The sequence below is a fragment of the Bordetella saccharivorans genome (assembly GCF_045862855.1).
Classification (GTDB): domain Bacteria; phylum Pseudomonadota; class Gammaproteobacteria; order Burkholderiales; family Burkholderiaceae_B; genus Bordetella_A; species Bordetella_A petrii_F.
Genome location: NZ_BAAFZO010000001.1, coordinates 2,977,452 through 3,002,723, shown reverse-complemented (window position 1 = coordinate 3,002,723; position 25,272 = coordinate 2,977,452). Strand labels below are relative to the sequence as shown.

At 68.0% G+C, this 25,272-nt stretch carries 26 protein-coding genes; 15 read left to right on the top strand and 11 right to left on the bottom strand.

The window, feature by feature from the left end; genetic code table 11:
* Nucleotides 1-154: 154 nt before the first annotated feature.
* Complete coding sequence (locus ACKTT0_RS14365) at nucleotides 155-1,312, top strand: type I restriction endonuclease (RefSeq protein WP_407850534.1); 1,158 nt, start codon at nucleotides 155-157, stop codon at nucleotides 1,310-1,312.
* 50 nt (nucleotides 1,313-1,362) lie between these two features.
* Here ACKTT0_RS14365 and ACKTT0_RS14360 read toward each other — a convergent pair whose 3' ends face one another.
* The 3 genes from ACKTT0_RS14360 to ACKTT0_RS14350 form a co-directional block, all read right to left on the bottom strand.
* Entirely contained in the window at nucleotides 1,363-1,680 is a 318-nt protein-coding gene (locus tag ACKTT0_RS14360; RefSeq protein ID WP_407850533.1) for a hypothetical protein, read from the bottom strand.
* A 489-nt stretch (nucleotides 1,681-2,169) separates the two neighbouring features.
* Nucleotides 2,170-2,721, bottom strand: a complete 552-nt coding sequence (locus ACKTT0_RS14355; protein WP_407850532.1) for a methylated-DNA--[protein]-cysteine S-methyltransferase — start codon at nucleotides 2,719-2,721, stop codon at nucleotides 2,170-2,172.
* Nucleotides 2,722-2,826: 105 nt separating this feature from the next.
* Entirely contained in the window at nucleotides 2,827-3,255 is a 429-nt protein-coding gene (locus ACKTT0_RS14350; protein ID WP_407850531.1) for a MarR family transcriptional regulator, read from the bottom strand.
* 248 nt (nucleotides 3,256-3,503) lie between these two features.
* Between ACKTT0_RS14350 and ACKTT0_RS14345 the strand changes: the two genes are divergently transcribed.
* Both ACKTT0_RS14345 and ACKTT0_RS14340 read left to right on the top strand, forming a co-directional pair.
* Entirely contained in the window at nucleotides 3,504-4,211 is a 708-nt protein-coding gene (locus ACKTT0_RS14345; RefSeq protein ID WP_407850530.1) for a response regulator transcription factor, read from the top strand.
* Nucleotides 4,208-5,602, top strand: coding sequence for a HAMP domain-containing sensor histidine kinase (locus ACKTT0_RS14340; RefSeq protein ID WP_407850529.1), 1,395 nt, complete (start codon nucleotides 4,208-4,210; stop codon nucleotides 5,600-5,602). The genes ACKTT0_RS14345 and ACKTT0_RS14340 overlap by 4 nt, the downstream gene beginning before the upstream one ends.
* Before the next feature lie 40 nt (nucleotides 5,603-5,642).
* Here ACKTT0_RS14340 and chrA read toward each other — a convergent pair whose 3' ends face one another.
* On the bottom strand, nucleotides 5,643-6,851 hold the full coding sequence (chrA, locus tag ACKTT0_RS14335) for a chromate efflux transporter (protein ID WP_407850528.1): 1,209 nt from the start codon (nucleotides 6,849-6,851) through the stop codon (nucleotides 5,643-5,645).
* A gap of 179 nt (nucleotides 6,852-7,030) precedes the next feature.
* Here chrA and ACKTT0_RS14330 point away from each other — a divergent pair, with 179 nt between their 5' ends.
* Nucleotides 7,031-7,732 (top strand): MarC family NAAT transporter, encoded by a 702-nt coding sequence (locus ACKTT0_RS14330; RefSeq protein ID WP_407850527.1) that lies wholly within the window; start codon nucleotides 7,031-7,033, stop codon nucleotides 7,730-7,732.
* 12 nt (nucleotides 7,733-7,744) lie between these two features.
* Here the strand turns inward: ACKTT0_RS14330 and ACKTT0_RS14325 are convergent, their stop codons facing one another.
* On the bottom strand, nucleotides 7,745-8,335 hold the full coding sequence (locus ACKTT0_RS14325; RefSeq protein WP_407850526.1) for a TetR/AcrR family transcriptional regulator: 591 nt from the start codon (nucleotides 8,333-8,335) through the stop codon (nucleotides 7,745-7,747).
* Between the two features lie 100 nt (nucleotides 8,336-8,435).
* On the opposite strand from ACKTT0_RS14325, the gene ACKTT0_RS14320 reads away from it, so the two are divergent.
* Nucleotides 8,436-9,155 carry a glutathione S-transferase family protein gene (locus ACKTT0_RS14320; protein ID WP_407850525.1) on the top strand — a complete coding sequence of 240 codons (720 nt, stop codon included), beginning with the start codon at nucleotides 8,436-8,438 and terminating at the stop codon, nucleotides 9,153-9,155.
* A 5-nt stretch (nucleotides 9,156-9,160) separates the two neighbouring features.
* On the opposite strand, the gene ACKTT0_RS14315 is transcribed toward ACKTT0_RS14320, so the two are convergent.
* Nucleotides 9,161-9,358 (bottom strand): hypothetical protein, encoded by a 198-nt coding sequence (locus ACKTT0_RS14315; protein WP_407850524.1) that lies wholly within the window; start codon nucleotides 9,356-9,358, stop codon nucleotides 9,161-9,163.
* Between the two features lie 332 nt (nucleotides 9,359-9,690).
* Between ACKTT0_RS14315 and ACKTT0_RS14310 the strand changes: the two genes are divergently transcribed.
* Nucleotides 9,691-9,999, top strand: coding sequence for a virulence factor (locus tag ACKTT0_RS14310; RefSeq protein WP_407850523.1), 309 nt, complete (start codon nucleotides 9,691-9,693; stop codon nucleotides 9,997-9,999).
* 279 nt (nucleotides 10,000-10,278) lie between these two features.
* Here the strand turns inward: ACKTT0_RS14310 and ACKTT0_RS14305 are convergent, their stop codons facing one another.
* The 3 genes from ACKTT0_RS14305 to ACKTT0_RS14295 form a co-directional block, all read right to left on the bottom strand.
* On the bottom strand, nucleotides 10,279-10,527 hold the full coding sequence (locus ACKTT0_RS14305) for a hypothetical protein (protein ID WP_407850522.1): 249 nt from the start codon (nucleotides 10,525-10,527) through the stop codon (nucleotides 10,279-10,281).
* 214 nt (nucleotides 10,528-10,741) lie between these two features.
* Complete coding sequence (serS, locus tag ACKTT0_RS14300; RefSeq protein ID WP_407850521.1) at nucleotides 10,742-12,088, bottom strand: serine--tRNA ligase; 1,347 nt, start codon at nucleotides 12,086-12,088, stop codon at nucleotides 10,742-10,744.
* Nucleotides 12,089-12,130: 42 nt separating this feature from the next.
* Nucleotides 12,131-13,471, bottom strand: a complete 1,341-nt coding sequence (locus tag ACKTT0_RS14295; RefSeq protein ID WP_407850520.1) for a replication-associated recombination protein A — start codon at nucleotides 13,469-13,471, stop codon at nucleotides 12,131-12,133.
* A gap of 181 nt (nucleotides 13,472-13,652) precedes the next feature.
* Here ACKTT0_RS14295 and ACKTT0_RS14290 point away from each other — a divergent pair, with 181 nt between their 5' ends.
* From ACKTT0_RS14290 to ACKTT0_RS14250, 9 genes are read left to right on the top strand one after another with little or no spacing between them, the layout of a single operon-like run.
* Nucleotides 13,653-14,936: an amino acid deaminase gene (locus ACKTT0_RS14290; RefSeq protein WP_407850519.1), complete on the top strand. Its 1,284-nt coding sequence runs from the start codon at nucleotides 13,653-13,655 to the stop codon at nucleotides 14,934-14,936.
* Between the two features lie 38 nt (nucleotides 14,937-14,974).
* Nucleotides 14,975-16,528: an ABC transporter substrate-binding protein gene (locus ACKTT0_RS14285; protein WP_407850518.1), complete on the top strand. Its 1,554-nt coding sequence runs from the start codon at nucleotides 14,975-14,977 to the stop codon at nucleotides 16,526-16,528.
* A gap of 31 nt (nucleotides 16,529-16,559) precedes the next feature.
* Nucleotides 16,560-17,501 carry an ABC transporter permease gene (locus ACKTT0_RS14280; RefSeq protein WP_407850517.1) on the top strand — a complete coding sequence of 314 codons (942 nt, stop codon included), beginning with the start codon at nucleotides 16,560-16,562 and terminating at the stop codon, nucleotides 17,499-17,501.
* A 1-nt stretch (nucleotide 17,502) separates the two neighbouring features.
* Nucleotides 17,503-18,372, top strand: coding sequence for an ABC transporter permease (locus tag ACKTT0_RS14275; RefSeq protein WP_407850516.1), 870 nt, complete (start codon nucleotides 17,503-17,505; stop codon nucleotides 18,370-18,372).
* Nucleotides 18,373-18,374: 2 nt separating this feature from the next.
* Entirely contained in the window at nucleotides 18,375-19,382 is a 1,008-nt protein-coding gene (locus tag ACKTT0_RS14270) for an ABC transporter ATP-binding protein (RefSeq protein ID WP_407850515.1), read from the top strand.
* Complete coding sequence (locus tag ACKTT0_RS14265; RefSeq protein WP_407850514.1) at nucleotides 19,379-20,359, top strand: ABC transporter ATP-binding protein; 981 nt, start codon at nucleotides 19,379-19,381, stop codon at nucleotides 20,357-20,359. Before ACKTT0_RS14270 ends, ACKTT0_RS14265 begins: the two co-directional genes overlap by 4 nt.
* 38 nt (nucleotides 20,360-20,397) lie before the next feature.
* Nucleotides 20,398-21,267, top strand: coding sequence for a MurR/RpiR family transcriptional regulator (locus ACKTT0_RS14260; protein WP_407850513.1), 870 nt, complete (start codon nucleotides 20,398-20,400; stop codon nucleotides 21,265-21,267).
* A gap of 4 nt (nucleotides 21,268-21,271) precedes the next feature.
* Nucleotides 21,272-22,756 carry an N-acyl-D-amino-acid deacylase family protein gene (locus ACKTT0_RS14255; RefSeq protein WP_407850512.1) on the top strand — a complete coding sequence of 495 codons (1,485 nt, stop codon included), beginning with the start codon at nucleotides 21,272-21,274 and terminating at the stop codon, nucleotides 22,754-22,756.
* Entirely contained in the window at nucleotides 22,753-23,166 is a 414-nt protein-coding gene (locus ACKTT0_RS14250; protein WP_407850511.1) for a RidA family protein, read from the top strand. Before ACKTT0_RS14255 ends, ACKTT0_RS14250 begins: the two co-directional genes overlap by 4 nt.
* Before the next feature lie 13 nt (nucleotides 23,167-23,179).
* Here ACKTT0_RS14250 and ACKTT0_RS14245 read toward each other — a convergent pair whose 3' ends face one another.
* Entirely contained in the window at nucleotides 23,180-24,043 is an 864-nt protein-coding gene (locus tag ACKTT0_RS14245) for an alpha/beta fold hydrolase (RefSeq protein ID WP_407850510.1), read from the bottom strand.
* Entirely contained in the window at nucleotides 24,043-25,200 is a 1,158-nt protein-coding gene (locus tag ACKTT0_RS14240; RefSeq protein ID WP_407850509.1) for an acyl-CoA dehydrogenase family protein, read from the bottom strand. The genes ACKTT0_RS14245 and ACKTT0_RS14240 overlap by 1 nt, the downstream gene beginning before the upstream one ends.
* Nucleotides 25,201-25,272 lie beyond the last annotated feature (72 nt).

The window sequence follows — 25,272 nt, the reverse complement described above, 5'->3', positions numbered from 1 at the left end:
GGCCCACGCTCAACAGTCACGCAAGACCAGATGAGAAAACACACGAACTAGGGTATCTTACGTTTTGAATACTCAAAGTAACTAAATACGACTTAACCATCTTTTTGTATTTCTCCTTACCTTGAGTTGCGCATTAACTCGTGTGGAGACATCCGTGGACGATTTCAAAAGACGCATCGCCGCCCACATAGAGCACGTAAAAAAAGTGGGTGGCCATTGCTCTACTGAAGAAACAACAAAGCAGGCACTGATCCTTCCACTGCTTGATATCTTGGGCTTCAGTCCATATGACCCGACCAAAGTAAAAGCGGAGTACAGCGCCGATTTTCCAGGTGTGAAAGCGACTGAACGTGTCGACTATGCATTGTTCAGCGCCGGCATTCCAGTCCTGTTCATCGAAGCAAAGGCCCACGCGCAGGAACTGACGAATCACTGCCCCCAACTTTCGCGCTACTACAACGCCACCCCGGAAGTCGCGGTAGCCGCTATCACCAACGGTCGTGAGTGGCGCTTTTTCACTGATCTAGTCAATCGGAACATCATGGATCGAGATCCGTTCCTTGTTGTCGATTTCGAGTCAGATTCGCCAGACATCGCCGACCATCTCCAGCGCTTTCATCATGACCGCCTCGAGCCTGACGCCCTGCGTGCCCTTGCAGAGGAGAATATTTATCTAACTTCTTGCCGTGAAGCGATCACCTCGGCACTCCGAGACTGCGACCTTGACTTCGTGCGGTATATAGCCGCCCGGGGAGGCATTCAACGCACCTTCACCGGGAAATTCTTGGAGAGCATTCAGCCTATCGTAAAGCAGGCAATTGCACAGTCAATCAGCAGCATGGTGGCCGTTAGTCTGTCGAGAACAGACCAAGTGCCAGATGCTCCTCCCGTTGAAGTCGTATCAGACGACGATGCACCAGTCATTGATCCTGACAACCAAAAAATTGTCACCACTGCAGAAGAACGTCGCTTGCATGAAATCTGCGCAGACATTCTCCCTGGAGAGAATCTATCGATGCGAGACACCGAAACCTATTTTTCGGTGATCTTGGATGGAAAGTCGAACCGATGGCTATTCAGGTTTTGGGGTGACAAGCGCCATCCATCCATTCAATTCATTGAGCCGGTCACTGAAGCGCATCAGCTCGAAGCTCAAAGAGCCGGCTTGGAGCTTGGGCGCAATGGCCAAATTTTGCTCAAGAAACCAGAGGACCTCTACCGTCTTGCGGGTATAGTGCGCGATGCATTGGCGTATTGTAAAAATGACGAGAATTTTCGTCGAGGTACTCGGGCAAGGCCAGAAGATACCTAGGAGTTCCCACTACTCAACAGCGACGCTCGGCTTGTTGTACCCGACACAGCTCAACGAATCACGGCCGTGCCCTCGATGACGATGCCCGGCTCGGCCGGATAGACGGGATAGCCCGGCACCACAACGGGCTGGTGGTAACGGGGCGCCTTGCACTTGCGCTCTTCCTTGTAGTCGCCGTTGCCCTTCCACTTGCGTTCGACCTTGCAGTGGCCGTCCCAGTATTCTTCCTTGTGGTCGCCGCCGTGGTAATGACCGCCATAGTAGCGGTCGCCATGCCCCGATTCGTCTTTCCATGGGTCGGCCATCGCGGCGGGCGCCAGCAGCGCGGCCGCGACGGCGAACATACCCAGCACCGATGTCTTTTTCATGCGGGCCCTCTTGTGGCAATTTCTCGCTACGGAGAATAGCCGCCGCCCCTCGCAAGTCGCTGTCCGTTTGTTACATGATCGCTCGCAAGGTTGCGGAACCCCCTCCCCCGTGCCTTTCGGCAGGCGCGCGGGCTTACAATCCTTGCAAGCGTATCCGCGCACTTCTGGACACCCAGGCACATGCAACTGCTCTACGACACCCTCGTGCTGTTCGACTGGATCATCAGCTTGTTCTGAGCGGCCTTTCTGCCGGCGCTCACAAGCGAAGGCGCCCTCCGCGCGATGCCGGTGTCAGACACCCCACGCGCGTCGTCTCGGCCACAAAAGGCAACGCAGGGGTGTCTGACACCTACAGCGAGCCCCGGCGCGTCGACCAGAGATCCTGCGAGCCCGGCCCCGCCGGCAGGCCCGGGCGCCTAAAGAACCCCCCTGGCACAGTTCGGCCACCCGCCGTGAACCCGTTCTGAACCCAGCTTGGTACCGGCACTCTCAAAAGCCCGGCAGGCGCGCCGTCTCGGCCCGCGCCGGCGCCTCGCGCCAGGCGCCCTCGTGCTCGAGCAGCCAGCGCTTGCGCTGCGCCCCGCCGGCATAACCTTTCAGCTCGCCCTTGCTGCCTATCACCCGATGGCACGGCACGATCAGGTCGATGGGGTTGGCGCCGACCGCCGCGCCCACGTCAATGGCGGCACGCGGGTCGTCAAGCCCCAGCGCGCGCGCCAGCTGGCCGTAGGTGGTGGTCTGGCCGGGCGGAATGTCGAGCAGGGCCTGCCAGACGCGGCGTTCGAAAGCGGTGCCGCCAGTAGCCGTGGCAATATCGCGCAACGCATCGAGCTGGCCGGCGAAATAGGCGGCCAGCGCGGCGGCGATCGCCGGCGGCGGCGCGTCTTCGGCCAGTTCGTAGGAACCGTAATGGCCGCGCAGGCCGCGATGCAGGCGCGCCTGGTGGTCGGCAAAATCCAGGGCGCGCACGCGCCCGGCTGCGTCGACGACCAGCAGCAGGTCGCCCAGGGGCGACACAATCTTGCTCAGGTGCAGTTTCATGGCTGTCTTCCCTCAGGCGGGCAATGAGCCCGTGACAACCACTGTAGGCCAGCAGCGCCGTGCCGGCATCCCGGCGCTTGCGGCCGAATTCCGACGGCCAGCGCGTCAGCGGCCGAACCGTTCCAGCAGCCCCGTCAGCAGCGGACGGATGTTTTCCAGCTGCTCCAGGTGCGCGGCGGACAGGTCTTCCAGCGTGCGTTCGGCGCGCGGCGTCAGCCCCAGCAGCACGCGCCGGCCGTCGTCGGGATCGGCCAGCCGCGTCACCATGCCCATGCGCGCCAGCCGGCTGACCAATTCGACCGCGCTATGGGACTTGATGCACAGGCGCTGCGCCAACTCGGTGACGGTGGGCGCGATCGGGCTGCCCTTGATGGCGAGCAGGGCTTGGTGCTGCTGCGGCGCCAGCCCGCAGGCATGGGCCCGGGCCTCGCTGCCCATGGCAAAGCGGCGCAGTTCGTGGCGGAAATCCGCCAGCGCGGCGAAGTCGGCGGGCCGCAAGGCCCGGTTTTCAGCGGCGCGGGAGGGAGTCTGCAAGATCGGTGCATCCATCGCAAGGCGTCCTTCAGGCCGGCCACCAGTATGGCGCGATGCCGGCGTGAGTCTGTAGTGATGGTACGCAGGCGGGCGGCTGTCCGGGGATTACCGAATCATTAATTATTGGTAATGTCGGGGGATGCACGGGCCATGTGGCGCAGCCGCGTGCGCTAGAATTCGCCGCTGCAAGGCATAGGGCCCGCGCGACACGGTTTCAGTGTGGACGGGCCGGAATGCGGAGGTAAACCATGTGGCGCTGCCTGATCGTCGAGGACGACGCCGACAATGCCCGCTACATCGCCAATGGGCTGAAAGAGCTGGGCTACGATCCCGTGGTCTGCATGGACGGGGCGACGGCATTGCAGCGCGCCACCACCGAGCACTGGGACGCGATCGTGCTGGACCGCATGCTGCCCAATGACGTCGACGGCCTGTCGATCCTGTGGTCGCTGCGCGCGCTGGGCAAGAAGACCCCCGTGCTGGTGCTGAGCGCGCTGACCGCGCTGGACGAGCGCGTGCGCGGCCTGAAGGCCGGCGGCGACGACTACCTGACCAAGCCGTTCGCCTTTCCCGAACTGGCGGCGCGCATCGAGGCGCTGATCCGGCGCTCGTCAGCCGGCTACGAACAGCGCCAGCTCAACGTGGCCGACCTGTCGCTCGACCTGGTCAGCGGCCAGGTGACGCGCGGCGGCCGCCCCATCGCGCTGCAACCGCGCGAATACAAGCTGCTGGCCTACATGATGAACAACGCGGGCCAGGTGCTGACGCGCACCATGCTGCTGGCCACGGTATGGGGCTATCACTACGACCCGCAGACCAATGTGATCGACGTGCACATCAGCCGGTTGCGGCAGAAGATCGATGGCGACGCCGACATCCCGTTGATCCACACGGTGCGTGGCGTGGGCTACCGCCTGGCGGCCGAGGCCGAATCCGGCGACCGGGTCCGGCCATGATGCGGCGCCTGGCCGGGGCGCTGCGCGCCATCCGTAGTTCAGTGGCGTTCCGCTTGACGCTCAACTACAGCATACTGGCCCTGCTGACCTCGCTGGTGTCGCTGTTCTTCCTGTACACCCAGAGCGTCAAGATCCTGGAATCCCAGTTCTCGCGCCAGGTGCAGATCACGGCGCAGCGCATGAACGCGCACTTCGAGCAAGGCGGCCTGGCCGGCCTGGCGCGCGAAATCTCGCTGGAAATGGCCGACCACGTCAACACGGACACCGAAATGTTCATGCTGCTGGATCCGGTCGGCCGCATGCTGGCGGGCAACATCGCCTGGGACCCGGGCGACGCGCCGCTCAACGGCAGCGGCGTGATGCGTTCGGTGCTGCTGCGCGGCCAGCCGGTGCACGGCTATCTGGTGGCCCGCAAGCTGCGCGACGGCTCGACGCTGATCATCGGCCATGACCTGCGCGACCTGTACGAACTGACCGACCTGATCCGTAAAGTCAGCCTGGCGGCCACCGGCGTGATCGCGCTGCTGGTGTTGCTGGGCGCGGCCCTGTTCCGGCGCGTGCTGCAGCGCCGCGTCGAGATCATCCGCCAGACGGCAGCGCAGATTGAAGCCGGCGAGCTGGGCCAGCGCATTCCGGCGCATCCGCGCCAGGACGAGTTCGCGCTGCTGTCCAACGACATCAACCGCATGCTGGATCGCATCGAGCTGTTGATGAGCGGGGTGCGCAATGTCTCGGACGCCGTGGCCCACCATTTGCGCACCCCGCTGACTCGCATGCTGGCGCGCTTGCGCACGATCGACTGGGAAACGGAATCGCGTGGACAGATCCGCAAGTCGGTCGATGGCCTGTCGGCCGAACTGGAGGACCTGGTCAAGGTTTCGGAGAAACTGCTGCAGATCGCCGAACTGGAGTCGGGCGCGCGGCGCAAGCATTTCGAACCGGTGCGCCTGGATGTGATCGCGCGCGACGTGGCCGACCTGTACGAGGCGGTTGCCGAGGACAACCAGGCGGCGTTGACGTTCCAGCCGGCCGGCACCGCGCCGCTGCACGGCGACCCCGACCTGCTGGCCGGGGCCATCGCCACGCTGGTGGAAAATGCCCTGAAGTATGCCGGGCAAGGCGCACGCATCCGCATCGAGGCCGCCCAGACAGCGCGCGAGACCTCGCTGACGGTGGTCGACAACGGGCCGGGCATTGCGCCGGAGAAGCTGCACCGCATTGGCGAGCGCTTCTATCGCGCGCATCGCCATGTGCCCGGTTATGGCCTGGGCCTGGCGACCGTCATGGCGATCGCCCGCCTGCACGGCGGCCGCCTGGAACTGGCCAACGCAAATCCAGGGCTGCGCGCGTGCCTGCGCTTTCCGCGGGGGGCGACGTCGGGGGCATCTTGAACGGCTGCCGGCATGCCGCACGCCCCGGGACGAGGCGCGCTCAGGGAGCCAGGCCGGGCAGCAGCGCGCCGAGCGCCGCGCAACCGGCCACCACCAGCCAGGGCGGCAGCTTCCACGCGACCAGGGCGGCCAGCGCCAGCAAGGCCAGCGCGAAGTCGCGCGGGCCCAGGATGGCGCTGGTCCAGACCGGCTGATACAAGGCCGCCAGCAACAGGCCGACCACGGCCGCGTTGACGCCCGCCAGGGCCGCGCGCGCGCGTCGGTCGCGCCGCAACGGCTCCCAGAAAGGCAGCGCGCCCGCGACCAGCAGGAATGACGGCGCGAAGATCGCCGCCAGGCACAGCATGCCGCCCAGCCAGCCCGAGGGCCCGCCCTGCAGCGACGCGCCCAGGAAGGCGGCGAAGGTGAACAGCGGGCCCGGCACGGCCTGGGCTGCGCCGTAGCCCGCCAGAAACACATCGTTGTCCACCCAGCCGGTCGGCACGACCTCGCTCTGCAACAGCGGCAGGACGACGTGGCCGCCGCCGAACACCAGCGAGCCCGCGCGGTAGAACGCGTCGGCGACTTGCAGTGCGTGGCTGGAGAACGCGCCGGCGGCCAGCGGCAGCCCGGCCAGCAGGATGGCGAACAACAGCAGCCACACCGCCCCGGCGCGCCGGCTCATGGCGATAGGCAAGGCCTCGTGCGCCTCGTGCGGCGCCTGCGGCAGCCACAGCAGGCCGGCCAGCCCCGCGACGACCAGGACGCTGACCTGGGCCCAGGCCGCGGGCAGCAACAGCACGCAGCAGGCCGCCGCGGCCATGATGCCGATGCGCCGGCCATCGGTGCACAGGCTGCGCGCCATGTTCCAGACAGCCTGCGCCACCACGGCCACCGCCACGATCTTCAGGCCGTGCAGCACGCCGGGCGCGAGCGCCTGGCCATGACGCGACACGCCAAGCGCCAGCAGGATCAATGCGATGGCGGACGGCAGGGTGAACCCGGCCCAGGCGGCCAGCGCCCCGGCATAGCCCGCGCGGGATAATCCCAGCGCCATGCCGACCTGGCTGCTGGCGGGCCCCGGGAGGAACTGGCACAGCGCCACCAGGTCGGCGTAGGCGCGTTCGCTGAGCCAGCGCCGGCGCGCCACGAATTCGGCATGGAAATAGCCCAGGTGCGCCACGGGACCGCCGAACGACGTCAGCCCGAGGCGCAGGAAGACGAGGAACACGGCCCACGGACGGGCATCGCGCGCGGCAGAATCGTTCATGAATGCGTATCCTTCGATGACGGGCTCGCCGCGCGATGGTAGCCGAAACCGGCGCCCCGCATGGACCTGGCGTGGGGCCGGCGCCACAGCCGCGCCAGGCGCCCGGCGCCCGATGCTACGATGCGGCCATGTGCGCCGGCGGGCCGTCCGCCGGCCCCAGGCCTTACCGGAGCACCCGCGTGATACTTGAATATCTGAAGCTGGTCGGCCTGGGCCTGGTGGCCCTGCTGCCCGTGGCGAATCCGCTGACAAGCGCCACCCTGCTGCTGGCGCTGAGCAAAGGCTACACGCGAGATGAACGCAATCGCCAGGTCGACCGGGCGACGATCTACGTGGCCGCGATCATCCTGGTGTGCTTTTATGCCGGCAACGCCATCATGTCCGGGTTCGGCATTTCGATCCCGGGCCTGCGCATCGCCGGCGGCCTGATCGTGGCGTACATCGGTTTTTCCATGCTGTTCCCCGACGCGCAGACCGAGGCGCAAGCCCAGGTGGAGATGGCGCCGGACGAACCGCGCGTGCAGGTGGACGCCGCGCACGGCAACCTGCGTCGCGCGCCGCGCGACATTTCCTTCATTCCGCTGGCGCTGCCCGGCACCGCCGGGCCGGGGACCATCGCGCTGATCATCAGCGGCGCCTCGACCTTGCACGGCCACGACGGCCTGCAGCCGATCCACCACCTGGTGGTGCTCTCGGTCACGGCGCTGGTGGCGCTGATTTTCTGGATCTGCCTGCGCAGCGCCGAACGCGTGGTGCGCGTGCTGGGCGAATCGGGCGTCGACGCGATGTCGCGCATCATGGGGTTCTTGCTGATCTGCATGGGCGTGCAGTTCTGCATCGACGGTATCTTCGAACTGGTGGGCAAGGCGCTGCCCGCCTGACGGAACGCCAGGCTACCGGCGCGCCGGCTCCAGCAGGGCGAGCGCCGCGCGCACCATGCCTTGCAGCAGCTCGGGCTCGGGCCGCGCGCGCGCCATGACGCGCACGCCCATCAACAACCCCAGCAGCAGCCGCGCCAGGTCGTCGGCCGACTGGTCCTGCGCGATGGCGCCGGCTTGCTGCCCGGTCGCCACGCAGCGGCGGAAAAACGCTTCCATGCGCACCAGCACCTTGGCGACCACCGCCTGGAACTCCGCGTCGTGCGGCGCCACCTCGAGCGCCGAGTTGACGATCATGCAGCCCTTGCGCTGCGGGTCGGCCAGCGAGTGCTCGACGATGTCGGCGAAGAAGGCGGCAATGGCCTCGCGCGGCGGCAGGTGCTCGACCCGCCGCGCGCGGGCCGCGAAGCGGCTCTCGACATAATGGTCGAGGGCGCGCCGGTACAACGCCCGCTTGTCGCCAAAGGCGTTGTACAGGCTGGCGCCGGTGATGCCCATGTGGTCGGCGAGCTCACGCACCGATGTCGCTTCATAGCCGCTGCGCCAGAAGCAGCCCACGGCGGCGTCCAGCGCTGCCTGCTCATCGAATTCCCGCGGCCTGGCCATGATGGCTCCTTGTATGTCGTCCCGGCGGAGTTGCCCGGGCAGTCTACCTGCCGTATTCTAGATCACTCGATCCAAAACCTCTGGCGCCTGGAGACTGCCCATGATCCGCTTTTACTTCCATCCCACCCCCAATCCGGCGAAAGTTGCGTTGTTCCTGGAGGAGTCCGGGCTGCCCTATGAGGTGGTGCCGGTCGACACCAGCAAGGGGGCCCAGCATGCGGCGGAGTTCCGCGCCGTCAACCCGAATGGCAAGGTGCCGGCCATCGTCGACACCGAGGGGCCGGCTGGCCGCGAAACGCGGCTGTTCGACTCCAGCGCCATCCTGCTCTACCTGGGCGACAAGACCGGCCGCTTCGTCGGAACGCCGGCCGACCGCCCGGAACTGCTGTCGTGGCTGTTCTTCATTGCATCGGGCCTGGGCCCGTTTTCAGGCCAGGCGGTGCATTTCCAGTATGCGGCGCCGCAGGGCAACGAGTATGCGGTGAACCGCTACCGGCGCGAAGCCGAGCGCCATTACCGCGTGCTCGACGATCACCTGGCGGGCCGCGACTACATCGTGGGCGACGCTTATTCCATTGTCGACATGTCGGGCTGGGGCTGGCTGGACCGTGCTTCGCGCGTGATGAAGGACGAAGCGGACGCCCTGGCGCCGTATCCGAACCTCAAGCGCTGGTTCGCGGCCATCGATGCCCGCCCAGCCGCGGCGCGTGCGCGCGAAGTGGGCAGGGAGCATGACTTCAAGCGCGTGAACGACGACGAGACCAAGCGCGCGTTGTTTCCGTCCAATTATCCGGAACTGTCGGGCTGGGCGCGCCGCTAGCGCGGCTAGAGGGTGGGCGGCTCGATCCAGAAGAATCTTTCGCCTTGCTGGATCATGTCGGCCACGCCCTGCGCCTCCATGCGGAAATCGGTGCCCATGAGCGTGGCCCCGCCGTCGTCATGGATATGAATGACGGCCAGCGGGTCGTTCTCCATGGTGTACCAGTAGTAGCCGGGCTTGAGATCGTGGATTTTGGTTTGCATCGACTCGGTATCAAAAAACGCTGTCGCGGCAGGCCAGTATATTGCAGCGCCCGGCACGCGCACCGGGCTTGTCGCAAACCCGCCCGCCTTGGTGTACGAATGTAACACCTCCCCCATAACGCGCCGCGGCGCCAGGAATTTCAGATGATTTCGGAAATGGCTTTCCCCGGGCGAAACCTCGTGCCGCGATGCAACAGAGCAATGCCGCCGCATGGCGGCCATGTTGCGGATTGTCGCCATTGCAGCAGCTTCATTCACGTTCTGGCGCCCAAAAGCCCCGACAATAGGCTCGTCTTATCAACTCGGCTGCTTGGGCAGCAAGGCAGGTTCATATGAAAAAATGGTTCATTGCCGGAATCGGCGCCGCGGGGCTGTTGATCTCCAGTGCCGCCATGGCGCGCGTCGACATCGGCGTATCCATCGGCATCCCGGGCCTGATCTATCCTGCTCCCGTGTATGTGGCGCCCCAGCCCGTCTATGTCGCGCCGCCGCCGCCGGTGTACTACCACCCCGCGCCGGTATATCGCCCGCGCTACGTCCGCCCGGCCCCGGTGTACTACTACGGCGGCCGCCACTGGGACCGCCACGGCCATAAGCACTGGAAGCGGCATGGCCACCGCCATCACCGCTACGACGATTGACCAACACGTGCACGGGCGGCCCGTCCGCCCGGCTTTATGAGGCTGCCGCCAGGCGGCCTTTTTTTATTCCCGGTCGGGCGGCGGGGCAACAAGCCCTCGCCAGGCAGCCTGCTGCCCGCAGGGCCGGGCTGCGGCGCGGCGCCGGCGCGTCAGTCTTCCTGGCGCGGCCGCGCAATGACCGCGGGCTCGGCGGCGGGCGCGGCCGGCTGGGGCGCGACCGCAACGCGGGCCTGCGGGCTGGGCCAGCGGCGCGGCACGCTGGCCGAACGCCACCAGCCGTTATGCGGACGCGTGCGAGAACTCGGGTTCACCATTGAAACGTACTCCGTTGATGCCGTGGAATACCTGCCGGCTGCTCTGCTCGGCTTCGGCACGGGTTGCGAACGGCTGCTGGCCGGGCACGGGCCAGCTTTTTTCGGGAGCGGTCGCTCCGACGCGGCGGGTCCAGATCCGCACGCGATAGCCTTGCGTTTCGTCTTCAACGACATCGCAACGCACACGAAAATCACCGATCATTCTGGAATCCATGTTGGGCATTCTCCACACGTTCATTGACGTAAAAACCCGCCTGCGGCGTGCCGCGCATATTGTGCCCTAAAGATGCGGCCCTTTTTTATGCGAACACATTTGCTGACAATGACGCGGAAATGCCAGCAGCATAACGACGCGATAAGACAAAAATATGGCGACGCATAAAACAAAAGCCCTCTTGCGAGGGCTTTGCTGACACCAAAAAAGCGGATCAGGGCTGCAGCACCGTGAGCCCGCCCATATAGGGCTGCAGCACCTTCGGGATGCTGATGCTGCCGTCGGCCTGCTGGTGGTTCTCCAGTACGGCCACCAGCGCCCGGCCCACCGCCAGGCCCGAGCCATTGAGCGTGTGCACGAACTCGGGCTTGCCCTGCGCGCCCCGGAACCGGCCTTGCATGCGGCGCGCCTGGAAGGTTTCGCAATTCGACACCGAGGAAATCTCGCGCCAGGTGTCCTGGGCCGGCAGCCAGACCTCCAGGTCGTAGGTCTTGGCCGAGCCGAAACCCATGTCGCCGGTGCACAGCAGCACGACGCGGTACGGCAGCTCGAGCAGCTGCAGCACGTGCTCGGCATGGCCGACCATCTCTTCCAGCGCCTGGTACGAGGCGTCGGGATGGGCGATCTGCACCATCTCGACCTTGTCGAACTGGTGCTGGCGGATCATGCCGCGCGTATCGCGCCCGCCGCTGCCCGCCTCGGAACGGAAGCACGGCGTATGGGCGGTGAGCTTGATGGGCAGATCGGCCGCGGCGAAGATGGTGTCGCGGGCGACGCTGGTCAGGGTGATTTCCGAGGTGGAAATCAGGTACTGGTCTTCGCGCGCCAGCGGGTTGCCGCGCTCATCGAGCCGGGGCTCTTCGTCGTCCCCGCCCTTGGTCACGAAGAACATGTCATCCTTGAACTTGGGCAGTTGCCCGGTGCCGTAGAGCGTGGAGCTGTTGACGATGTACGGCGTATAGCACTCGGTGTAGCCATGCTGGCCGGTTTGCAGGTCGAGCATGAACTGGGCCAGCGCGCGGTGCAGGCGCGCCACCGGGCCGCGCATGAACGAGAAGCGCGCGCCGGACAGCTTGGCGGCGGTGTCGAAATCCAGGCCCAGGGGTTCGCCCAGGGCGACGTGGTCCTTGGGCTCGAACCCCAGCGCCTGCGGGTTGCCGTCCGCGCCGGGCTGCCCGGGCAGCCAGCGGCGCACTTCGACGTTGTCGTCGGCCGACGCGCCCGCCGGCACGCTGGCATGCGGCAGGTTGGGCACGGCCATCAGCAGTTCGTTGAGCGACTGCTGCACGCCGGCCAGCTCGTCCTCGAGCTGCTTCAGGCGGCCGGGAATGGCCTGCGATTCAGCCATGACCGCCGATGCGTCCTGCCCCTGGGCCTTGAGCTGGCCGATCTGCTTGGCCAGCGCGTTGCGGCGCGCCTGCAGGGATTCGGTCTCGGTCTGGACCGCCTTGCGGCGCGATTCCAGTTCGTTGAACCGTTGGCTGTCGAAATCGACGCCGCGGCTTTTCAGGCGGTCTACGACGGTTTGCAGGTCTTTGCGCAGCAGTATCGGGTCTAGCATGAGCGATGGATTCAGGGTTGAAAGAGCGCGGCGGGCCGGGGCCTACCGCTTCTTGGCGCGTTCCTGGGCATCGAGTTCGCGCAGGAACGCCAGCTTTTGCTGGATTTTAGCTTCCAGGCCGCGATCGGTCGGCCGGTAGAACGACGCCTTCAGGCCGTCGGGCAAATATTGTTCGCCGGCCGCATAGCCATGCGGCTCGTCATGGGCGTAGCGATAGGCCCGGCCATGGCCGAGTTGCTTCATCAGCTTGGTGGGCGCGTTGCGCAGGTGCATCGGCACTGGCGCGCTGCCATGCTCGGCGGCGAATTTGCGGGCCGAATTGTAGGCGTTGTAGACCGCGTTGGACTTGGCGGCGCAGGCCATGTAGACCAGCGCCTGGGCCAGCGCCAGTTCGCCTTCGGGCGACCCCAGGCGCTCGTAGATGTCGGCGCCGTTGAGCGCCAGCTCGGTGGCGCGTGGATCGGCCAGGCCGATGTCCTCGACCGCCATGCGCACCAGGCGGCGCGCCATGTATTTCGGGTCGGCGCCGCCATCGAGCATGCGCGCGAACCAGTACAGCGCCGCGTCCGGGTCGGACCCGCGCACCGCCTTGTGCAGCGCGCTGATCTGGTCGTAGAAGGCGTCGCCGCCCTTGTCGAAGCGGCGCAGGTTCTGCGACAGCGAGGTTTCCAGCCAGGCGACGTCGACTTCGTCGCGGCCGGCCGCCTGGGCCGATTCGGCCACCACTTCCACCGCGCTGATCAACCGCCGCGCGTCGCCGTCGGCCCAGGCCGCCAACTGCGCGCGGGCGTCGGGCTGGAAGCGGATCGCGGCTGCCGCCTCGCGGCCTTCGTTGAGCGCCTGCACGGCGCGCTCGATCAACTGCTCGAGCTCCTCGGCGCTGAGCGACTGCAGCACATAGACGCGGGCGCGCGACAGCAGCGCCGAATTCACCTCGAACGACGGGTTTTCGGTGGTGGCGCCGATGAAGGTGAACAAGCCGCTTTCGACATAGGGCAGGAAGGCATCCTGCTGGGCCTTGTTGAAGCGGTGCACTTCGTCGACGAACAGGATGGTGCGGCGGCCCTGGCCCTGCGCCACCTGGGCGGTGGTCACGGCGTCGCGGATGTCCTTCACGCCGCCCAGGACGGCCGAGATGGCGATGAACTGCGCATCGAAGCCATCCGCCATCAGGCGCGCCAGGGTGGTCTTGCCCACTCCGGGCGGGCCCCAGAAGATCATCGAGTGCGGGCGGCCGGACTCGAAAGCGACGCGCAGCGGCTTGTCGGGCCCCAGCAGGTGCGACTGCCCCACTACTTCGGACAGCGTGCGGGGCCGCAGGCGTTCGGCCAGCGGCACATAGGGCCGGTGAGCCGGATCGGCGGCGAACAGATCGTTGCTCATGACGGAATGGCGAAAGCCGCGAAAACGGCCAAAACGATCATTACACCATGGGGCGCGCGACCCTGCCGCCGGCCATGCGATCCGGGCCGGCGTAGGGGTAACTCCCAAGTGCGTCATGTAAATTATTTTCATGATAATCGCCAAATACGCCTGATTGAGTAATTTTTTTACGGAGAGGCGCATGACCACTTCCCCGCTTTCCCCTGCCCCTGCCGATTCGCCGCTGGACGCGGATGGCAAGGGCCTGGGCGCCTTCCCGCCCGGCTGTACGGTGGCCCAGGCGCCGGCCCTGGGCTGGAATCTGCTGGAAGAAGACGTCAGCCTGCCGGTGGCGGTGCTCTACGAGGCGCGCGTACGGCACAACCTGCAATGGATGCAGCGCTTCATGGAAGCGTATGGCGTCAAGCTGGCGCCGCACGGCAAGACGACCATGAGCCCGGCGCTGTTCCATCGCCAGCTCGCCGCCGGCGCCTGGGGCATCACGCTGGCCACCGCGCCGCAGGCCCACGCCGCCTACCGCCATGGCGTGCGCCGCGTGCTGATGGCCAACCAGCTGGTCGGCCGCGCCAACATGGCGCTGGTGGCCGAGCTGCTGCGCGACCCGGGCTTCGACTATTGGTGCCTGCTCGATTCAGCGGCCAATGCCGCCCAGCTGGGCGCCTATTTCTCGGCGCGGGGGCTGCGGCTGCCGGTGCTGATCGAACTGGGCGTGCCCGGCGGGCGCACCGGCGTGCGGGACGATGCGCAACTGCAGGCGGTACTGGCCGAACTGGCGCGCTGGCCGCAGGCGCTGGCGCTGGCCGGCATCGAGATCTACGAAGGCGTGCTGCAGGACGAGCAGCGCATCCGCGCCTTCCTGCGGCGCGCTGTCGACACCCTGCGCGCCCTGGCCGCCGGCGGGCAGTTGCGCCGTGACGGCCCGGCGCTGCTGTCGGGCGCGGGCTCGGCCTGGTTCGACGTGGTGGCCGAAGAATTCTCCGGCCTGGATATCGGCATGCCGCTGGAGATCGTGCTGCGCCCGGGCTGCTACCTGTCGCACGACGTCGGCATCTACCGCAGCGCGGCGGAGCGGATCGCCGCCCACAACGCGGTGGCGCGCCGGCTCGAGCCCGGCCTGCTGCCGGCCCTGCAAGTATGGGCCTACGTGCAGTCGCTGCCCGAACGCGGACGCGCCATCGTCGGCCTGGGCAAGCGCGATGCGGCGTTCGACGCCGGCCTGCCAGTGCCGGCCGTGCAGCATCGTCCCGGCCGGCCGGCGCCGCTGCCGGCGCCCGCCCACTGGAAATTGACCGCCATGATGGACCAGCACGCTTTCATGGACATCGACGCGGACGACGACATTCAGGTCGGCGACATGGTCGCCTTCGATATTTCCCATCCCTGCCTGACGTTCGACAAATGGCGCCAGGTCTTGCTGGTCGATGAGCAGTACCGGATCACGGACGTGGCGCCCACTTGCTTCTGAATGCCGCGCGTGCCGTAGCCCCTCCTGGAGACAAAACCATGAAATTGCGTATCTTCCGCCGTGGCGCATGGCCGGGCCTGCTGGCCGCGGGCGCCATCGGCCTGACCGCGCTGGCCGCCCCGGCGCTCTGTGCGACGCCGGTCAAGGGCGGCACGGCCGTGATCGCCACCATCGGCGAACCGCCCACCCTGGACCCCATGGCCAGCACCGCCGACCTGGTGGGCATCCTGACCCAGCACATTTTCGAGACCCTCTACACGTTCGACGCCAAGTGGAACACCACGCCGCTGCTGGCCGAGCAAATGCCGCAGGTCAGCGAGGACGGCCTGACCTACACCATCGCGCTGCGCCAGGGCATCCGCTTCCACGACGGCTCGGCCATGGACTCGGCCGACGTGGTCGCGTCGCTGAAGCGCTGGACCGAAACCGCCTCGCGCGGCAAGCAGGCCGCCAAGCTGATCGCCGCGATCGAGGCGTCCGATGCCCACACCGTGCGCATCGTCCTGAAACAACCCTATGCGCCGCTGACCGCCCTGCTGGCCATGAACAACAGCGCCGCGGTGGTGATGCCGGCCGAGAAACAGGCCACGCCCTTGAAGGAAGTGGTCGGCACGGGCCCGTACCAGTTGAAGGCCCGGGTGCCGGACCAGTACATACAACTCGTGCGCTACGACGGCTACCAGCGGCGCGCCGGCGAGCCCGACGGCTATGGCGGCGCGCGCATGCAATACCTGGACGAGATCCGCTTCGCGCCGGTCAGCAATGCCAATACGCGCGTCGAAAGCGCGGCGGCGGGCCAGTACGACTACGTGGACGCGCTGCCGGTGGAATCGGCCGCCAAGCTCAAGGACAGCCGGTCCGAGCCGATGCTGCTCAAGCCATTCGGCTGGCCGCGCCTGGTGCTCAATACCCGCCAGGGCATCATGGCCAGCCTGCCGGCCCGCCAGGCCGTGCAGCGGGCCCTGAACGAAGAGGACATGCTGTACGCCGCGTTCGGCAGCAAGGACTTCTACAGCCTCAACGGCGACCTGTATCCGGCCGGCTTTCCGTGGGCCACGCAACTGGGCGGCAAGGTCTACAACCTGGGCGACGTGGCGGGCGCCAAGAAGCTGCTGGATGAAGCCAAGGTGGCCGACCGCACGCTGCGCATCCTGACCAGCCAGCAATACGAGTTCCACTACAAGATGGCGCTGGTGGCCGCCGAATACCTGAAGATGGCCGGCTTCAAGGTCGACCTGCAGGTGGTGGACTGGGCCACGCTGACGCAGCGCCGCCAGGACCCGGCCCTGTGGGATATCTTCATTACCCACAGCCCGTTCCTGCCGGAGCCGGCGCTGATCGATTTTCCCTCCAAGGACTCGCCGGGCTGGTGGGACACGCCGCGCCGCAACCAGGCGCTGGATGCCTTCAACCAGGCGCGCAGCCCGCAAGAGCGCCTGGCGCGCTGGGCCGAGGTGCAGCAGGCCGTGTTCGACGAAGTGCCGTTCATCAAGGTGGGCGACTTCAATTCGCTGGCCGCCCGCTCCCCCGCGCTGCAAGGCGTGGCGCCGACGCCGTGGCCGTACTTCTGGAACGCCTGGAAGGCCAAGTAGTGCCAACCCGCCAACCGGAGAGGACGCGACCGTGCTGCGCTACCTGTTGAATCGCCTGGTCGGGCTGGTGGCCGTGATGTTCATCGTCGCGACCATCGTATTCGTGATCCTGCGCATCACGCCGGGCGACCCGGCCGCCGTGATGCTCGGCCCGCAGGCCAGCCAGCAGGACATCGACGCGCTGCGCGCGCGCCTGGGCCTGGACCAGTCCCTGCCGTCCCAATACGCCGCCTGGCTGGGCCAGCTGGCCCGCGGCGACCTGGGCCAGTCCATCTTCCTGGACAAGCCCGTGCTGGCGGCGCTGGCCGACCGCGCCGAGCCGACCTTCTGGCTGACCCTGATGTCGCTGGCGATCGCCAGCGCCATCGCGCTGCCGGTCGGCATTCTGTCGGCGGTGCGGCGCGGCACGGCGCTGGACCAGTCCGTGGTGACCTTTTCGATGTTCACCTCCAGCATCCCCAGCTTCTGGCTGGGCCTGCTGCTGATGCAGATCTTCTCTGTCAGGCTGGGCTGGCTGCCGGTGGCGGGCTATGGCGGGCCGGACGCCGGCATCGCCACCCGCCTGTCGCACCTGATACTGCCGGCGATCGTGCTGGGGCTGGTCAATTCGGCCCTGATCACGCGCTTCATCCGCGCCAGCATGCTGGACGTGCTGCGCGACGACTATGTGCGCACGGCGCGCGCCAAGGGCCTGCCGGAACGCAAGGTGATCCTCAAGCACGCCGTGCGCAACGCGCTGATCCCGATCCTCACGGTGCTGGGCCTGACCACCGCCCTGCTGGTCAGCGGCGCGGTGGTCACCGAGACCGTGTTCGGCCTGCCCGGCGTGGGCAGCCTGGTGGTGTCGGCGGTGCTGCGGCGCGATTATCCGGTGATCCAGGGCGCGCTGCTGGTGATCGCGGCGATCTACGTACTGATCAATCTGTTCATCGACCTGCTCTACCTGGTGGTCGACCCGCGGGTGCGCTACTGACATGACTATCGCGACTTTCTCCGACGGCGGCGCCGAGCGCTGGCAGGCGCTGCGCCTGCTGGTGGCGCGCCGGACCGTGCTGGCCAGCCTGATCGTGCTGGCCGTGCTGGTGGCCGCGGCCGCGCTGGCGCCATGGATCAGCCCGTTCGATCCGTACAAGCTGTCCATCATGAACCGCCTGCAGGCGCCCGGTGCGACCCACTGGTTCGGCACCGACGACTTCGGCCGTGACGTCTTCAGCCGGGTCATCCACGGCGGGCGGCTGTCGCTGCTGGTCGGCTTCCTGGTGGTGCTGCTGTCCAGCGTGCTGGGCATCGCGCTGGGGCTGGTGGCCGGCTTCTTCCGCGGCGCCGACAAATTCGTGTCGCGGCTGATCGACGCCATGATGGCGTTCCCCGACATCCTGCTGGCGATCGCCCTGGTGGCGGCGCTGGGGCCGTCGCTGCTGAATGTAGTGATCGCGCTGGGCATTGTGTATGCGCCGCGGCTGGCCCGCATCGTGCGCGCCTCGACGCTGGTGATCCGCGAGCTGCCGTTCGTGGAAGCGGCCCGCGCGCTGGGCGTGCCGACGCGGCGCATCGTGGTCGTGCACGTGCTGCGCAACCTGGTGTCGCCCATCCTGGTGCAGGGCACCTTCATCTTCGCCTATGCCATCCTGGCCGAGGCCGGCCTGTCATTCCTGGGCGTGGGCGTATCGCCCGAGATTCCCACCTGGGGCACCATGATCAACGCCGGCCAGCAATACATGGGCTCGGCGGACTGGATCATGGTGTTCCCCGGCATCGCCATCGTGCTGTCGGTCATGTCGCTGCAACTGGTGGGCGACGGCCTGCGCGACGTGCTGGATCCGCGCCTGCGCAAGGAGCTGTAGACATGACCGCGAGCCAACGCGACATCATCCTGGCCGTGCAAGGGCTGAAGACCTGGTTCCACAGCCGCGACGGCGTGGCCAAGTCGGTCGACGGCGTCACCTTCGACCTGGCGCGCGGCGAGACGCTGGCGATCGTCGGTGAATCGGGCTCGGGAAAATCGGTGACCAGCCTGTCGATCATGGGCCTGCTGCCCAAGCCGGCCGGCCGCATCGAGGCGGGCAGCATCCGCTTCCGCGACCGCCACGGCGCCGAGCACGACCTGGCGCGCGCCGCGCCTGCCACGCTGCAGGCGATCCGCGGCGCGGAAATCGCGATGATCTTCCAGGAGCCCATGACCAGCCTGAATCCGCTGTACACGGTGGGCGACCAGATCGCCGAGGCCGTGCTGCAGCACGAAGGCGGCTCGCGCGCCGCGGCGCTGCGGCGCGCCCGCGAAATGCTGGAACGGGTCGAGATCCCGGCCGCGACGCGGCGTATCGGCGAGTACCCGCACCAGATGTCCGGCGGCATGCGGCAGCGCGTGATGATCGCCCTGGCATTGGCGTGCAACCCATCCGTGCTGATCGCCGACGAACCCACCACGGCGCTCGACGTTACCGTGCAGGCGCAAATCCTCGACCTGCTGCGGCGCCTGCAGGCCGAATCAGGCATGAGCATCCTGTTCGTGACCCACAACCTCGGCGTGGTGGCGGAAATCGCCCACCGCGTGGCCGTCATGTATGCCGGCCGGGTCGTCGAGGACGCCACGGTGCACGATTTGTTCGAACGCCCATCGCATCCCTACACGCGCGGCCTGCTGTCGTGCATTCCAACGGCCGCGCTGCTGGCCGCCCGCGAACGCCTGCAGCCGATCCCCGGCAACGTGCCGAGCGTGCTGGCCCTGCCGCCGGGCTGTACGTTCGCGCCACGCTGCGGGCTGGCGGACGCGGCCTGCGCGCGGTCGGTGCCCGCCCTGGTGGCGGTGCGTCCGGCCCACCATGCCCGCTGCATCAAGGTGATCCCGCAATGACCGCCGCCCTTCCCATCGCTTCCGGACCGCTGCTGCAGGTACAGGGACTCACAGTGCATTTCCCGGCCAGCCGCGGCCAGGTGGTGCGCGCCGTGGAGGATGTGAGCTTCGATGTCCCGCGCCGCGCCATCGTCGGCCTGGTGGGCGAGTCCGGCTCGGGCAAGACCACCACCGGACGCGCGCTGCTGCGGCTGTTCGCGCCCACCGCCGGCCGCATCCTGTTCGACGGCTCCGATATCACCCGCCTGGACGAGGCGCGCATGCTGCCCTGGCGCCGCCGCATGCAGATCGTGTTCCAGGACCCATACGCCAGCCTGAATCCGCGCATGACGGTGGCCGAGATCCTCGGCGAGGCGCTGGACACCCATGGGCTGGCGCGCGACCGGCGCGCGGCCCGCATCGGCGAACTGCTGGAACGCGTGGGCCTGAACGCCGACCACCGGCGCCGCTACCCGCATGAGTTCTCGGGCGGCCAGCGGCAGCGCATTGGCATCGCCCGAGCCCTGGCGGTCGAACCCGACTTCATCGTGGCCGACGAGCCGGTGTCGGCGCTGGACGTCTCGGTGCAGGCGCAGGTGCTGAACCTGCTGCAGGACCTGCAGCGCGACCTGGGCCTGACCATGCTGTTCGTGGCGCACGACCTGGCGGTGGTCGACTATCTGTGCGACGAAGTCGTGGTGATGTACCTGGGGCGCGTGATGGAGCGCGGCCCCACGCGGCGGGTCTACGCGGCGCCGCGCCACCCATACACCCAGGCGCTGCTGTCGGCCGCGCCGGTGCCCGACCCGCGCGCGCCACGTTCGCGTATCCTGCTCAAGGGCGAAATCCCCAGTCCGCTGGACCCGCCCTCCGGCTGCGTGTTCCGCACCCGCTGCCCGCACGCCGCGCAGGTGTGCGCCGGCGCCGTGCCGCCGCCGCGCGACCTGGGCGGCGGACATTACGCCGCCTGCGTGCGCCTGGACGAGATCGCGCCATGAACCCACCCGCCTCCCCCTCTTCCCTCGGAACCCCCGGCATGCCCACTCCGCGCGACATCGTCTACCAGATCCGCAGCCGCCGCGACGGCCTGAGCGCCACCGAGCGCAAAGTGGCCGACGCCATCCTGGACGATATCGCCGCGGCGGCCGGCGCAACGGTGGACCAGCTGGCCCACAAGGCGGGCGTCAGCATCGCCGCCATCTCGCGCTTCGCCCGCTCGGTCGGCTGCGACGACACGCGCGACCTGAAGGTCAGGCTGGCGCAGGCCAGCGCGGTCGGCGAGCGTTTCCTCGATCCGGCCACGCCGGAAGAAAGCACGTTCTACGCGCGGCTGTACGCCGACATCGAGGCTACCCTGCGCGAACACCTGCCGCTGTTCACGGAAACACTGTTCGAGCAGGCCGCCGGCATCGTGCGCGACGCGCGCATGACTTATGTTTTCGGCATGGGCGGCGCCTCGGCCGTGCTGTCGCAGGAACTGCAGTCGCGCCTGGTGCGGCTGGGCTATGCAGTGGCTGCCTACAGCGATGCGGTGCTGCTGCGCATGGTGGCGGCCACCCTGGATGAGCGCGACGTGGTGGTGGTGCTGTCGACTTCCGGCCTCACCCCGGAAATTCTCGCCGGCGCCCGCATCGTGCGGCAGTACGGCGCGCGCATGGTCGCGCTCACCGACCCGGGCTCGCCGCTGGCGGAACTGGCCGACGTGGTGCTGCCCATCCGGACCGCCGAGACCGACTTCATCTACAAGCCGTCGTCGTCGCGCTACGCCATGCTGCTGGCCATCGACATCCTGGCGACGGAGCTGGCGCTGGCCCGCCAGGAAGCCACGCAGGAACGGCTGCGCCGCATCAAGCTGGCGCTGGACGAATACCGCGGCGGCCCCAATCGGCTGCCGCTGGGAGACTGAGCCGATGTACGACACCCTGATCGGCGGCGTGCAGCTGCTGGACGGCAGCGGCGCCGCCGGTTTCCAGGCCGACGTGGCGCTGGCCGCGGGCCGCATCGCGGCAATCGGCTCGCTGGGCGCCGCCGCCGCGCGCGAGCATGTGGACGGCGCCGGCCTGGCGCTGGCGCCCGGCTTCATCGACGTGCACACGCACGACGACACCAATGTCATCCGCACGCCCGACATGCTGCCCAAGCTGTCGCAGGGCGTGACCACCGTGGTGGTGGGCAACTGCGGCATCAGCGCCGCGCCGGTGCGCCTGCGCGGCGAGCCGCCGGACCCGATGAACCTGCTGGGCGGCCGCGACGCGTTCGCCTACCCCACTTTCGCCGATTACGCGCGCGCCGTCGATGCCGCCCGGCCGACCGTCAACGTGGCCGCGCTGGTCGGCCACACCGCCCTGCGCAACAACCACATGGACCGGCTCGACCGCCGCGCCACGGCGGCCGAGATCGCCGCCATGCGGGCGCAGCTGCGCGAAGCGCTGGAAGCGGGCGCTATCGGCCTGAGCACCGGGCTGGCCTATGCGTCGGCCCGGCATGCCGACACGGCGGAAGTGCAGGCGCTGGCGGCCGAGCTGGACGCCTTCGGCGCCCTGTACACCACGCACTTGCGCTCCGAGTTCGCGGAGATCCTCGAGGCCCTGCAGGAGGCCTACGAAATTGGCCGGCAGGCGCGCGTGCCGGTGGTGGTCTCGCACCTGAAATGCGCCGGCGCCGGCAACTGGGGCCGCAGCCGCGAAGTGCTGGCCAGCCTGGACACCGCCGGCCGCTACCTGCCGGTAGGCTGTGACTGCTATCCCTACTCGGCCAGCTCATCCACCCTGGACCTCAGACAGGTCACCGACGAATTCGACATTGATATCACCTGGTCCGACCCGCATCCGGACATGGCCGGCCGCAGGCTGGCCGACATCGCCGCGCAATGGCAAGTGCCGCTGATCGAAGCGGCGCGGCGGCTGCAGCCGGCCGGCGCGGTGTACCACGGCATGCACGAAGACGACGTGCGCCGCATCCTGGCGCACCGCCTGACCATGGTCGGATCGGACGGCCTGCCCAACGACCCGCTGCCGCATCCGCGCCTGTGGGGCGCCTTTCCGCGCGTGCTGGGCCACTACAGCCGCGACCTCGGCCTGTTTCCGCTGGCGCAGGCGGTGCACAAGATGACCGGCCTGTCGGCGGCGCGCTTCGGCCTGGCCGGCCGGGGCCTGGTGCGCGTCGACCACCATGCCGACCTGGTGCTGTTCGATCCGGCCAGCGTGGCCGACCGCGCCACCTACGCCGACCCGGCGCGGCCCGCGCAAGGCATCCTGGCGGTATGGGTCAATGGCCAGCTGTCCTATCGCGAAGGCCGCCTCACCGGCGCGCGCGCGGGCCGCTGGCTGCCGCGCAGCGGCGACCTGCGGGCAGGGTTCGGCCGCTTTTCTTCTTCCCTCCAGGAGGCATCATGAGCAATATCCCCACCCCGGATGCCAACGGCATCATCCGCTATGGCGTGGCCGGCGGCACCGGCCAGGGCGGCCAGCACATGCCATTCGCCCGCGCCGTGCAGGCCGATGGCTGGCTGTATGTGTCGGGCCAGGTGCCCATGCAGGACGGCGAGGTGGTCGACGGCGGCATCACGGCCCAGTCGCGCGCCGCCATCGGCAATGTGCTGCAGACACTGCGCGAGGCGGGCTATGGCCCGGAACATGTGGTGCGCTGCGGCGTCTGGCTCGACGATCCGCGCGATTTCGCCGCTTTCAACAAGGTGTTCAGGGAACACTTCGGCGACCATCCGCCGGCGCGCGCCTGCGTCGAGTCGCGGCTGGTGATCGACGCCAAGGTGGAAGTGGACTGCGTGGCCTACAAGCGTCCGTAGCGCGCCGCCGCGGTCAGCCGGGCAATTCGCCGGCGAACCAGCGCGCCAGCAGGTCGTTGACCGCGTCCGCCGCCTCGTACTGCACCCAGTGGCCGGCCTCGGGCACCACGCGCCACAGCCGCCCCGGGCCGTCGGCGGCAATGGCGGGCGCCACTTCGCGGGCCGTCGCGGTGACGTCGTGCTCGCCCCATACCAGCAGCGCCGGCCCGCCGTACTGGCGCAGCGCCTGCACCATGCCGTTGCCCTGCGAGGCGGTGCGGCTGCGGAAGCGGGTCGCCACGCAGCTGATTTCATGGATGGCCAGCGCCAGCTCGTCGGGCGCGTGCCGGTACAGCATCAGTTGGTTGAGATTGTGCCGCAGCATGTCGCGCCGCTGCGCCGGCGTGGCGGCCTGCCGCCAGTTGCGCATGTCCAGCTTGCGGGGCCGGGGCATGCCATGGCCGCCCGAGCCGAGCAGGGCCAGCCGCTCCACGCGCGGCCTGGCGGCCGCCAGGCGGGCCGCCACCAGGCCGCCGAACGAGAAACCCGCCAGCCCGATGGCGGTATCGGCGCCCACCGCCTGGTCGAGGGTGGCCCGCAGCGCGGCGAGCAAGGGCTCCAGGTCGTCGTTCCCCGAGGGCGGCGGCACGTCGGCCGAATCCAGGTAGCCCGGCATGTCGGGCACCCAGACCGTATGGCGGCGCGCCAGCGCCTCGATGTTGCGCGCCCAGTGCAGCCAGCTGCCATGCCCGCCGTGCAGCAGCACCAGCGGCGCGCCGTGGCCGAGCGTATGCCAGCGCACGGCGCCGGCCGGGCCGGGGATGTCGTGATGGCGCGCCAGCGCCTCGAGCCGGGCGAGTTCGGGATGGGCGCGCGCCACGCCGGAAGAGTTGGCCATTACGCGGCCTTCGGCGGCCGCTGCGGGAAGCTGCGTTCGAATACGCCTTCGGCGATGCGGTTCTTGAGCATTTCGATGGATCCTCCGGCAATCATCCAGCCGCGTGTGCGGCGCACGCAATACTCTACCAGGGACTCCTGGCTGAACCCCATGCCTCCCATGACCTGCATGGCCTCGTTGGCGGCGAACCAGCCCGCCTCGTTGCAGGCCAGCTTGGCCATGGCGGTGCTCTGGGCGCTGGGCAGCCCGTGCTCGCCCTCCAGGGCCGCCTTGTAGAGCAGCAATTGCGCCTGCTCCAGCCTCATCCACATGTCGGCGAATTTCCACTGCAGGCCCTGGAACTCGCACAGTTCGCGGCCGAACTGCTTGCGGATCGAGGCGTGCTCGCGCGCCAGGTTGAAGGCGTGGCGGCCCAGCGCCAGCGAACGCGAGGCATTGCCCAGCCGCTCGACATTGAAGCCGGAGATCTGCTTCTTGAACCCGCCCGGGCCAAGCAGTATCTGCGAAGCCGGAATGCGCGCATCCTCGAAATATAGCTGGGCCCAATGCTCGCCGTTCATGAAGCGCGACGGCTGCCCCACGGTGAAGCCGGGCGCGCCGCGCTCGATCAGCACCGAGCCGATGCCGCCGGTGCCCGGCCCGAAACGCACGTAGACCAGGAACACGCCGGCCTCGGGGCTATGGGTGGAGAATATCTTGCTGCCGTTGATGACCACCTCGTCGCCGTCGCGTTCGGCGCGGGTGGCCAGTTCGGTGACCGCCGAGCCGGCCTGCGGCTCGGTCATGCCCAGCGAGATCAGCTTGCGCCCGCCCAGCAGGTCGGGCAGGAAACGGGCTTTCTGCTGCGGGCTGGCGTATTCCACGAAGGTGCGGATCGGCCCGAAGTTGCCGGCCTGCACGATGTCGGCGCTGCGCGGGCACACCAGGGCGATCTCCTGGATGGCCAGCACCGCGTGCATCAGCGTGCCGCCCTGGCCGCCGTCGGCCTCCGGGAAGGCGATGCCCAGGAAGCCATGGTCGGCCAGCAGGCGCGCGGTTTCCCATGGATAAGTATCGGCGTGCGCGCGCTCGAGCGCGCCGGCGGCCAGGTGATCGCGCGCGAAGCGGCGCACCGAATCGGCATAGGCTTGGTATTCCGGGTTCAGGTTGAAATCCATGTGCGTGGCTACCTAGGTCAAGATGGCCGGCACGCGCTTGCTTTCCAAGCGCCGCGCGGCCGTGATAAAAGC

Bases quoted from the DNA above. Each gene is read 5' to 3' on its own strand.
- ACKTT0_RS14360 (WP_407850533.1), bottom strand. From the start codon at position 1,680: ATGAAAAAGACATCGGTGCTGGGTATGTTCGCCGTCGCGGCCGCGCTG.
- ACKTT0_RS14355 (WP_407850532.1), bottom strand. From the start codon at position 2,721: ATGAAACTGCACCTGAGCAAGATTGTGTCGCCCCTGGGCGACCTGCTG.
- ACKTT0_RS14345 (WP_407850530.1), top strand. From the start codon at position 3,504: ATGTGGCGCTGCCTGATCGTCGAGGACGACGCCGACAATGCCCGCTAC.
- ACKTT0_RS14340 (WP_407850529.1), top strand. From the start codon at position 4,208: ATGATGCGGCGCCTGGCCGGGGCGCTGCGCGCCATCCGTAGTTCAGTG.
- chrA (WP_407850528.1), bottom strand. From the start codon at position 6,851: ATGAACGATTCTGCCGCGCGCGATGCCCGTCCGTGGGCCGTGTTCCTC.
- ACKTT0_RS14325 (WP_407850526.1), bottom strand. From the start codon at position 8,335: ATGGCCAGGCCGCGGGAATTCGATGAGCAGGCAGCGCTGGACGCCGCC.
- ACKTT0_RS14320 (WP_407850525.1), top strand. From the start codon at position 8,436: ATGATCCGCTTTTACTTCCATCCCACCCCCAATCCGGCGAAAGTTGCG.
- ACKTT0_RS14315 (WP_407850524.1), bottom strand. From the start codon at position 9,358: ATGCAAACCAAAATCCACGATCTCAAGCCCGGCTACTACTGGTACACC.
- ACKTT0_RS14310 (WP_407850523.1), top strand. From the start codon at position 9,691: ATGAAAAAATGGTTCATTGCCGGAATCGGCGCCGCGGGGCTGTTGATC.
- ACKTT0_RS14305 (WP_407850522.1), bottom strand. From the start codon at position 10,527: ATGGATTCCAGAATGATCGGTGATTTTCGTGTGCGTTGCGATGTCGTT.
- serS (WP_407850521.1), bottom strand. From the start codon at position 12,088: ATGCTAGACCCGATACTGCTGCGCAAAGACCTGCAAACCGTCGTAGAC.
- ACKTT0_RS14295 (WP_407850520.1), bottom strand. From the start codon at position 13,471: ATGAGCAACGATCTGTTCGCCGCCGATCCGGCTCACCGGCCCTATGTG.
- ACKTT0_RS14290 (WP_407850519.1), top strand. From the start codon at position 13,653: ATGACCACTTCCCCGCTTTCCCCTGCCCCTGCCGATTCGCCGCTGGAC.
- ACKTT0_RS14285 (WP_407850518.1), top strand. From the start codon at position 14,975: ATGAAATTGCGTATCTTCCGCCGTGGCGCATGGCCGGGCCTGCTGGCC.
- ACKTT0_RS14275 (WP_407850516.1), top strand. From the start codon at position 17,503: ATGACTATCGCGACTTTCTCCGACGGCGGCGCCGAGCGCTGGCAGGCG.
- ACKTT0_RS14270 (WP_407850515.1), top strand. From the start codon at position 18,375: ATGACCGCGAGCCAACGCGACATCATCCTGGCCGTGCAAGGGCTGAAG.
- ACKTT0_RS14265 (WP_407850514.1), top strand. From the start codon at position 19,379: ATGACCGCCGCCCTTCCCATCGCTTCCGGACCGCTGCTGCAGGTACAG.
- ACKTT0_RS14260 (WP_407850513.1), top strand. From the start codon at position 20,398: ATGCCCACTCCGCGCGACATCGTCTACCAGATCCGCAGCCGCCGCGAC.
- ACKTT0_RS14255 (WP_407850512.1), top strand. From the start codon at position 21,272: ATGTACGACACCCTGATCGGCGGCGTGCAGCTGCTGGACGGCAGCGGC.
- ACKTT0_RS14250 (WP_407850511.1), top strand. From the start codon at position 22,753: ATGAGCAATATCCCCACCCCGGATGCCAACGGCATCATCCGCTATGGC.
- ACKTT0_RS14245 (WP_407850510.1), bottom strand. From the start codon at position 24,043: ATGGCCAACTCTTCCGGCGTGGCGCGCGCCCATCCCGAACTCGCCCGG.
- ACKTT0_RS14240 (WP_407850509.1), bottom strand. From the start codon at position 25,200: ATGGATTTCAACCTGAACCCGGAATACCAAGCCTATGCCGATTCGGTG.